Genomic DNA, 6,799 nt, shown 5'->3' with positions numbered 1-6,799 from the left:
GCCCACCTGCTCCACCATGACTTCCCATCCGTGTGATCCCGCCCCTCTAGACGGGCCACCAGGCGCATCGGTTTCCGTTCGCGGGGTGGCGGCACGGGGTCGCCGGAAGTTCCGGTGACGGTGGGCCACCCGCTCCCTAGGATCGGGCCCTGTGCTCTCCCGTCCCTCCTTCATCAGCGATGATGCGATCACTCAGGCCGTCGCCGCGCATTGGCTGCCGGAAGTCGTCGAGGTCGCGTATCTGCCCTGGGGTTTCGGCGCACCCCACTGGCGGGTGGCCGGTGGCGGCAAGATCCTGTTCGTGACGCTGGACCAGCTGGACCAGCTGGAGCCGCGGCACACCGAGGCGACGCTGGAGGCCGCTTACGCTGGGGCGGCGGCACTGGCCGCGGCCGGTGTGGACGTGGTGTGCGCGCCGTTGCCCGCCCGGTCGTCCGGCCGGTTCACCGTCGGCGTCGAGGCGGGCGCGCTCAGCGTGACGCCATGGCTGGACGGACGGAGCCCCACCGAGGAGGAGGCGAGCCGGCCCCGGCACGTCCGCGCAGTCGAAGCCGCGCTGGCCACGCTGCATCGCGTCACACCGCCACCCGGTCTGCGGCACTGGACTCCCCAGGTCGGCCCCGAGTTCGCGGGCGAGCTACGGGCCAGGACCGCGCGCCCCTGGACATCCGGCCCGCTGGCGGAGGAGGCGCGGGCCGCGATCGCCGCACACGATGCCGCGATCACCCGCTGGACGGACCGCTGTCTCGAACTTGCGGACCTCGCCCACTCCCGCCGGGACCAGTGGGTGACCACCCACGGCGAGCCGCACAACGACAACCAGGTCGTGGGCGCGTGCGGGCTGAAGCTCGTCGACTGGGAGTCGCTGGCCCTCGCGCCACGCGAGCGGGACTACGCCGATCTGCTCGCGGCCGGTGCGGGCGACCGTCTGCGCCCCGACCCGGCGATGGTCGAGCTGTTCGCGCTCGACTGGCGCCTCTCCGAGATCGCCGAGTACGCGCGCTGGTTCGCCGCCCCGCACACCGGCACGGACGACGACCACACCGCCCTGGAAGGGCTGTACGAGGAATTGCGGCAGGTCACCGCGCCAGGGCGGCCCGGGCCACCGTGACCGCCTGCCCGGCGTAGCCGCGGCCGAACAGCACGGTGTGCACCAGCAGCGGGAAGAGCTGGTGCAGTCCGACGCGGTCGGCCCAGCCCTCGGCGAGCGGCGCCACTTCCTGATACCCGTCCAGCACCTGGTCGAGATGCGGGCAGCCGAACAGGTGGAGCATCGCCAGATCGGTCTCCCGGTGGCCCCCGTGCGCGGCCGGGTCGATCAGCCACACCTGGCCATCGGCGCCCCACAGGACGTTGCCGTTCCACAGATCGCCGTGCAACCGCGCGGGTGGCTCGGCGGGTCCGGCCAGCTCGGGCAGCCGCTCACACGCACGCTCGATCACCTCGGCCTCGCCGTGGCGCACCGTGCCGTCGTCGACGGCGCGCCGCAGATAGGGCAGCACCCGGTGTTCGGCGTACCAGCGCGGCCAGTCGGTGCCCGTGACATTGCGCATCGGGGCCATGCCGATGTACGCGTCCGTGGGGCCGTCGGGCGGCGGGGCGCCGAACGCGGGCGCGCCGACGGCGTGCAGGGTGGCCAGGTCGCGGCCGAACCGGGCCGCCGCCCGGGCGCTCGGCCGGCCGGCGGGCACCTGATCGGTGACCAGCCAGTGCCGGTCGTGGCCGTGCACCGCCGGGACGCGGACCGTACCGGCGTCGGCCAGCCAGCGCAGCCCCGCCGCCTCGGCCTCCACCGCGCCCGGATCGTCACCCCGTTTGACCATCACCGTCTGCCCGCCGTCGAGGGTGACCTCGGTGAGTACGGCGGACAGCGGCCGTCGGCGGGTCGCCGGACGGCCGGTGAGGCGGGCCGCCGCGGTGCCGGGGTCCTCGCCCGTCCCGGCCTCGGCACGGGCGCTCATGAACCGAGGCGCTCGCGCACCCGGGCCAGCAGCCCGGGCACCGAGGCTTCGATCATGGCCAGCACCTCGTCGAACCCCTCCGGGCCGCCGTAGTACGGGTCGGGTACGTCGAGATCACCGGTGGCGTCCGGGTCGAAGGACCGCAACATCCTGACCCGGGACGGATCGTCGATCAGCCGGCGCAGCGCCTTCTCGTGGCCGCGGTCCATCGCCAGGAACAGCTCGGCATCCGCGTGCTCGGCACCGATCTGAGCCGCGACATGCTCGACCGGGTAGCCGTGCCGTGCCAGCAGCTCACCGGCCCGTTCGTCGATGGGCTCACCGGCGTGCCAGGGGCCGATACCGGCGCTGCTGACCCGTACCGCGCCGTCGAGTCCCGCCCGGCGCAGATGCTCGGCGAAGACCAGCGCGGCGGACGGCGACCGGCAGATGTTCCCGCTGCAGACGAAGCAGATGTGCACGGCCACCAGGGTAGGGCCTGGCTCCGCGGTGACGCAGGGGGCGGGCCGCCCGGGGAGACCCCGGCTCACCCCGCCCAGGGCTTGTCCACCAGCGGCGTCCGGAGCCACCCCACGCCTCCGGTGCTCTCATCGGGCCTCAGCTCCAGCATGTGGCCACCGGGCCGATCCGAGGCCCGCGCGATCGCGCTCACCAGCTGCTCGGCGAGGTCGGGGCCCTCGGTGTCGTCCATGTCGTCGACCGGAGCGCCGGCCCGTACGTCCTGGCGGACCTCTTCCCCGCTGTGGAGGGTCAGGATCAGGTGCTGAGGTGTCTTCCTGTCCCATCTGACCTGCTCGATGGTGTCGGCGCGCACCATGCGGCCGCCGAACGTCGCGCTGTTGACCCGCACCCACACATCGGGTGTCATCGCGGCCCTCCCTCGCACGGGTGCCGGTGCTCCTTCTCGTTCCTTCCCGTTGTACCGGACGGAGCCCGGCGTCAGGCGCTGGGGTCCGCGAACGGGCCATCGGTGGCGAAGGCCAGCGTGGCGAAGCGTTCCCCGATACGGCGGTGGGTGGCCGCGTCCGGGTGGAGCTCGTCGGGCAGCGGCAGCTCGGTGGCGTCGGCCTCGCCGTAGAGGTCGCGGCCGTCGAGGTAGTGGAGGTGGGGGTCGTCGGCCGCCCGCTGCTTGACGATCCGGGACAGCTCATTCCGGATGACGCCCAGCGTCAGCTTCCCGGCGGCGCGCTCGGCGGGATCGCCGGTGGCCAGGAACCGCAGCTTTCCGGTGCTGAGCGCTTGGAAGTCGAAGGACGCGGGGCCGGGCGTGTCCTCGTGGATGGGGCACAGGATGGGGGAGACGACCAGCAGCGGTGTGGTGGGATGCCCCTCGCGGATGGTGTCGAGGAAGCCGTGCACCGCCGGGCCGAAGGCGCGCAGCCGCATCAGGTCGGCGTTGACCAGATTGATGCCGATCTTGATGCTGATCAGGTCGGCGGGGGTGTCGCGCATCGTCCGTGCGGTGAACGGGTCGAGCAGGGCGCTGCCGCCCAGGCCCAGATTGATCAGTTCCACGCCGCCGAGGGAGGCGGCGAGCGCGGGCCAGATGGCGGTGGGGCTCGCGGCGTCGGAGCCGTGGCTGATCGAACTGCCGTGGTGCAGCCACACCCTGCGGCCCCGGTCCGGTACGGGCTCGACGGGGGCGTCGGTGCGCAGGGTGACGAGCTCGGTGGTCTCGTTGTGCGGCAGCCAGATCTCGACGTCCTTGACGCCGTCGGGCAGGTCGGCGAAGCGGAGGGTGCCGGCCGGGCCGGGGTGGCTCTCGGCGGTGCCGGTGGCCAGGTCGATGGCCAGGGTGTTGCCGCCGGTCACCGTGGACTGGGCGGTCAGACGGCCATCGATCAGCAGGTCGTAGACGCCATCCGGGCGGGGCGGGGCGCCCGCGTAGACCCGCTTGGTGGGCAGCGTGTCCAGCTCGACGGCGCCGGCCCGGGTCCGGAAGACCAGCCGTACGCCGGACGGCTGGGCCTCCGCCATGGTGAGCTGCCCATCGGCGCACTGGGCGCGGGCCCAGGCGGGCAGCCGGTGCGGCAGCAGCCCGTGCGCGGTGCGCTCCAGGTCGAGGGCGCCCCGCAGGATGTCGGCGGTGATGGGCGTGGTGATCCAGTCGTGCTCGGTGGTGTGCATCGTTCCAGCCTGTTGATCAGGGATGTATGTATGGATCGCGCGGACCCGCGATGAGCGGTACGCGCCTCGTCAGGGCGCGGGCCAGTTCCGCAGCAGGGCGTCGAGGGCGTCCAGGGTCCGCGACCAGCTCTCCTGGCTGTCCGGGGCGCTGTGGCTGAACCCGCCCGCCATCTCGAGGCTGACGTAGCCGTGGAAGACGCTGCCCAGCAGCCGGACCGCATGCGTCTGTTCCGGTTCGTCCAGGTCGTAGCCGCGCAGGATCGCCCGGGTCATCTGTGAGTGCCTGACCCCGGCGCTGGCGGCCGCCGCCTCCGGGTCGAGCCTGAGCCGGGCCGCGGTGTAGCGGCCGGGGTGCTCGCGGGCGTAGTCGCGGTAGACGTTGGCGAAGGCGGTCAGGGCGTCCTTCCCGGCCCGTCCCGCCAGGGCGTCGGCGGCCCGGTCGGCGAGCTCCTCCAGGGCGAGCAGGGCGATCCTGGTCTTGAGGTCCTGGGAGTTCTTCAGGTGCGAGTAGAGACTCGCGACCTTGACGTCGAACCGTCTGGCCAGCGCCGAGACGGTCACCTGGTCGAAGCCGACCTCATCGGCGAGCTCCGCCCCCGCCCGGGTCAGGCGTTCCGTGGTCAGTCCTACCCGTGCCATACCCGTCCTCTCCTCGACCAGAACCGATTAAGCGTTTGCCTAAAGTCTATAGGCAAATTAGCGTGCAGTTTATGAAGCCGATGACTGAGCAAGAGATCCGTGCCGCGTTCGTGAACTGCACCAAGGGCGAGGCGAAGCGCCTGTCCGTCCCGCGCGACCTGGCCGACCGGCCCTGGGGCGACCTGGACTACCTCGGCTGGCGAGATCCGCAGGCCCCCGACCGTGCCTATCTGGTCACCGTGCTGGACGGCCGCCCGACCGCCCTCGCGCTGCGCTCCCCGGGCCCCGCCTCCTGGCAGGCGCGGCGCAGCATGTGCTCGATGTGCCTGACCGCCCACACGGGTGGCGTGTCCCTGATGGTGGCGCCGAAGGCGGGGAGGGCCAGGCAGCAGGGCAACTCGGTGGGCGCCTACATATGCAGCGACCTCGCCTGCTCGCTGTATGTGCGGGGCAAGAAGGACGCGGGCGCCGGATCACGCCCGCAGGAGTCGCTCACTCTGGAGCAGAAGATCGAGCGGACCGTGGCGAACGTCGCCGCGTTCCTCGCCAAGGTGACCGCGTAGCTCGTATCGCCGGGGTCCTGTCAGGCCCCGTTCAGCGGTGGTGCCCCGCACGCCACGGCGTGCGGGGCACCGAGTGGGCCGGATGTCAGCCGCAGTTGGTGTTGGCCTTCTCGAAGCGCACACCGTCGATCCAGCCCCACCAGTCCACGCAGGTGCCCCGTGCGTTCGTGTAGATGGGCCCGGCGTAGGAGCGGTAGTTGCCGCTGTCGTAGATGTCGTGGATCTCCGTGTCGCTCCGCGACAGGTAGATGGTCATCGGAACCGGCTCACCGGCGATGTTCCGGATCGCGACCAGGCAGTTCTTGCCCGTGGCGGAGCTGTAGGTGAGATACGCCGTGCCCTTGTCCCCGACCTCGGTGGAGTTGACGACCGTGTAGCCGGAGCCGCAGGCGCCGTTGTACGCCGCGTGCGAGGGCGCCGCGGAGGCCGCGGGCGCGGCCACCATGAGGGCGGCCGCGCCGGCGCCGGTCACTGCCGCGACGGCCAGGGCGCGCTTGATGTGCGTCATGGGTGGGTCCCCGTTCGTGTGATGTCGGTGCTGTCGGTCGAAGTGCCGTGGGTGGATTTCCCGGTCATTACGACCCGTCACCCGGCCCTTGAGTTGTCCCCGTGCACCGTTACGGCTCTGTCCCCACTGTCACCAACCTGTAACGGGGGCCTCGCGCTAGAAACGCAAGCCGAAAAGATCCTGACGGCCACCGAGCCACCAGTGGAAGGGATATCGAATGTTGTGGTGTTCCGGTGGAGGGGATGGGGGTGTTTTCTGGTCCTTCTTCGGCGCTTTCGCCGGGTGGGCTGTCGTTGCTGGATGTGGGCGTCCCCGGCGGTGCTGCCGATGACGCTTCTCTCTTAGACTGTGCCGGTCCCCAAGTTGATCGGAGCACCATATGCGTCGCCTTGCCGCCGCCCTTTTGGTAATGACCGCTTTTGCCTCGCTCGCCGGCTGCGCGCAGGATTTCGACCGGGGCCCTGACGGGCAGGTGTCCGACAAGGTCAAGGACGGGAAGAAGTTCTACTTGGTCGTCAAGCCGACCAAGGGGGGCGAGGAGAAGAAGTTCCGCGTCAGTAAGTACGACTATCACGACTGCAATCGGGGCTCGAAGTACCCCAAGTGTGTTGACGATTAATCGATTCGTCTTCACCGACGAGTTCGTCGTCATCGCCGATCGCCGGGTCGGCCGTCCCTTTCGGTCGACCCGTTTGCGATAGGAGTGATTGAGCGTGCGATGAAGCGTGCGCTGCGCAGAGCGATTGGGATAGGGTCGGCCCGGAGGTGAGCCCTGTGCCCGCTGAGGACGAGTTGTTCAGCGCTGTCGACGCGCTGCTGGAGCAGGTCGCCCAGGACGATCTGCCGACACCCGCCGAGCGCAAGAGGCTGCGTGAGGCCGCGGGCCTGAGCCAGGCCGAGGTCGCCAGGGCGCTGGACATCCGCCGGGAAGCGGTGGGCACTTGGGAATCCGGCAAGACCGAGCCGCGACCGCCGAAGCGCGCCGCCTACGCCCGGCTCCT

The 6,799-nt window shown here is 71.0% G+C and carries 10 protein-coding genes; 4 read left to right on the top strand and 6 right to left on the bottom strand.

Annotation, left to right across the window (positions count from 1 at the left end):
* Positions 1 to 151: 151 nt before the first annotated feature.
* Positions 152 to 1,111, top strand: a complete 960-nt coding sequence (locus tag GWI24_RS37860) for an aminoglycoside phosphotransferase (protein ID WP_210950580.1) — start codon at positions 152 to 154, stop codon at positions 1,109 to 1,111.
* On the opposite strand, the gene GWI24_RS37855 is transcribed toward GWI24_RS37860, so the two are convergent.
* The 5 genes from GWI24_RS37855 to GWI24_RS37835 form a co-directional block, all read right to left on the bottom strand.
* Positions 1,080 to 1,961 carry a fructosamine kinase family protein gene (locus GWI24_RS37855; RefSeq protein WP_210950579.1) on the bottom strand — a complete coding sequence of 294 codons (882 nt, stop codon included), beginning with the start codon at positions 1,959 to 1,961 and terminating at the stop codon, positions 1,080 to 1,082. The genes GWI24_RS37860 and GWI24_RS37855 overlap by 32 nt on opposite strands.
* The gene (locus GWI24_RS37850; RefSeq protein WP_210950578.1) at positions 1,958 to 2,422 is read right to left on the bottom strand and encodes a low molecular weight protein-tyrosine-phosphatase; all 465 of its coding nucleotides are present in this window, start codon (positions 2,420 to 2,422) and stop codon (positions 1,958 to 1,960) included. Before GWI24_RS37850 ends, GWI24_RS37855 begins: the two co-directional genes overlap by 4 nt.
* A 65-nt stretch (positions 2,423 to 2,487) precedes the next feature.
* Entirely contained in the window at positions 2,488 to 2,829 is a 342-nt protein-coding gene (locus GWI24_RS37845; RefSeq protein ID WP_210950577.1) for a hypothetical protein, read from the bottom strand.
* Between the two features lie 71 nt (positions 2,830 to 2,900).
* A complete protein-coding gene (locus tag GWI24_RS37840; protein ID WP_210950576.1) occupies positions 2,901 to 4,088 on the bottom strand; it encodes a GDSL-type esterase/lipase family protein in 1,188 nt (395 codons plus the stop codon).
* 69 nt (positions 4,089 to 4,157) lie between these two features.
* Positions 4,158 to 4,727 (bottom strand): TetR/AcrR family transcriptional regulator, encoded by a 570-nt coding sequence (locus GWI24_RS37835; protein WP_210950575.1) that lies wholly within the window; start codon positions 4,725 to 4,727, stop codon positions 4,158 to 4,160.
* Between the two features lie 71 nt (positions 4,728 to 4,798).
* Here GWI24_RS37835 and GWI24_RS37830 point away from each other — a divergent pair, with 71 nt between their 5' ends.
* On the top strand, positions 4,799 to 5,290 hold the full coding sequence (locus tag GWI24_RS37830) for an FBP domain-containing protein (protein ID WP_210950574.1): 492 nt from the start codon (positions 4,799 to 4,801) through the stop codon (positions 5,288 to 5,290).
* Positions 5,291 to 5,375: 85 nt separating this feature from the next.
* Here GWI24_RS37830 and GWI24_RS37825 read toward each other — a convergent pair whose 3' ends face one another.
* A complete protein-coding gene (locus GWI24_RS37825) occupies positions 5,376 to 5,789 on the bottom strand; it encodes a spore-associated protein A (RefSeq protein WP_374103389.1) in 414 nt (137 codons plus the stop codon).
* 388 nt (positions 5,790 to 6,177) lie between these two features.
* Between GWI24_RS37825 and GWI24_RS37820 the strand changes: the two genes are divergently transcribed.
* Together GWI24_RS37820 and GWI24_RS37815 are read left to right on the top strand one after the other, a co-directional pair.
* Entirely contained in the window at positions 6,178 to 6,417 is a 240-nt protein-coding gene (locus GWI24_RS37820; RefSeq protein ID WP_198277484.1) for a hypothetical protein, read from the top strand.
* A gap of 155 nt (positions 6,418 to 6,572) precedes the next feature.
* On the top strand, positions 6,573 to 6,799 hold a 227-nt coding region (locus GWI24_RS37815; protein ID WP_210950572.1), incomplete at its 3' end, for a helix-turn-helix transcriptional regulator.

This window comes from Streptomyces sp. MK37H, assembly GCF_018035285.1.
Taxonomy (GTDB): Bacteria; Actinomycetota; Actinomycetes; order Streptomycetales; family Streptomycetaceae; genus Streptomyces; species Streptomyces endocoffeicus.
This window is presented reverse-complemented; position numbering and strand designations above follow the sequence as displayed.